This is a genomic window from Streptomyces sp. C, from assembly GCF_000158895.1.
Classification (GTDB): Bacteria; Actinomycetota; Actinomycetes; order Streptomycetales; family Streptomycetaceae; genus Streptomyces; species Streptomyces racemochromogenes.
On sequence record NZ_GG657750.1, the window covers coordinates 6,875,086 to 6,875,516 of the forward strand.

1 pseudogene is annotated in these 431 nt (G+C 73.5%); it reads left to right on the forward strand.

Annotated features, from left to right (window positions below):
* Positions 1-431, forward strand: a pseudogene (locus tag SSNG_RS30865) (hypothetical protein); the annotation flags it as partial.

Sequence of the window (431 nt, forward strand, 5' to 3'; positions counted from 1 at the left end):
TCTCGCTGCTCCTGCTGGAGGGCGGGGCCGGGTTCGAGTTCGCCACCGGCATCCTCAACACGCAGCTCAAGTACGTCTTCCCGGGCTCCTTCTACACGCTCCACTTCTACGGGGCCTGGGTGTTCATCGGCGCCTTCGCCGTCCACGTGGCGTTCCGGCTGGGACGGGCCGCGCGGGCGCTGCGCGCCGGGCCGCGGCAGCCGGACCCGGACAGCGAGGAGGCGGCCGGCCTGGTCTCGCCCCGCCCGGCCGCCCCGACGATCTCCCGGCGGGGCGCCCTTGGCATGGTCGGGCTGGGTTCGTTCGCGCTGTTCGCCGTGACGGCGGGGCAGAGCGTGGGCGGGTGGTTCCGCCGGACGGCGCTGCTGGCGCCGCAACGGACAGGAAACCGGGCTCCGGCCCCAACGGCTTTCCAGATCAACAAGACGGCC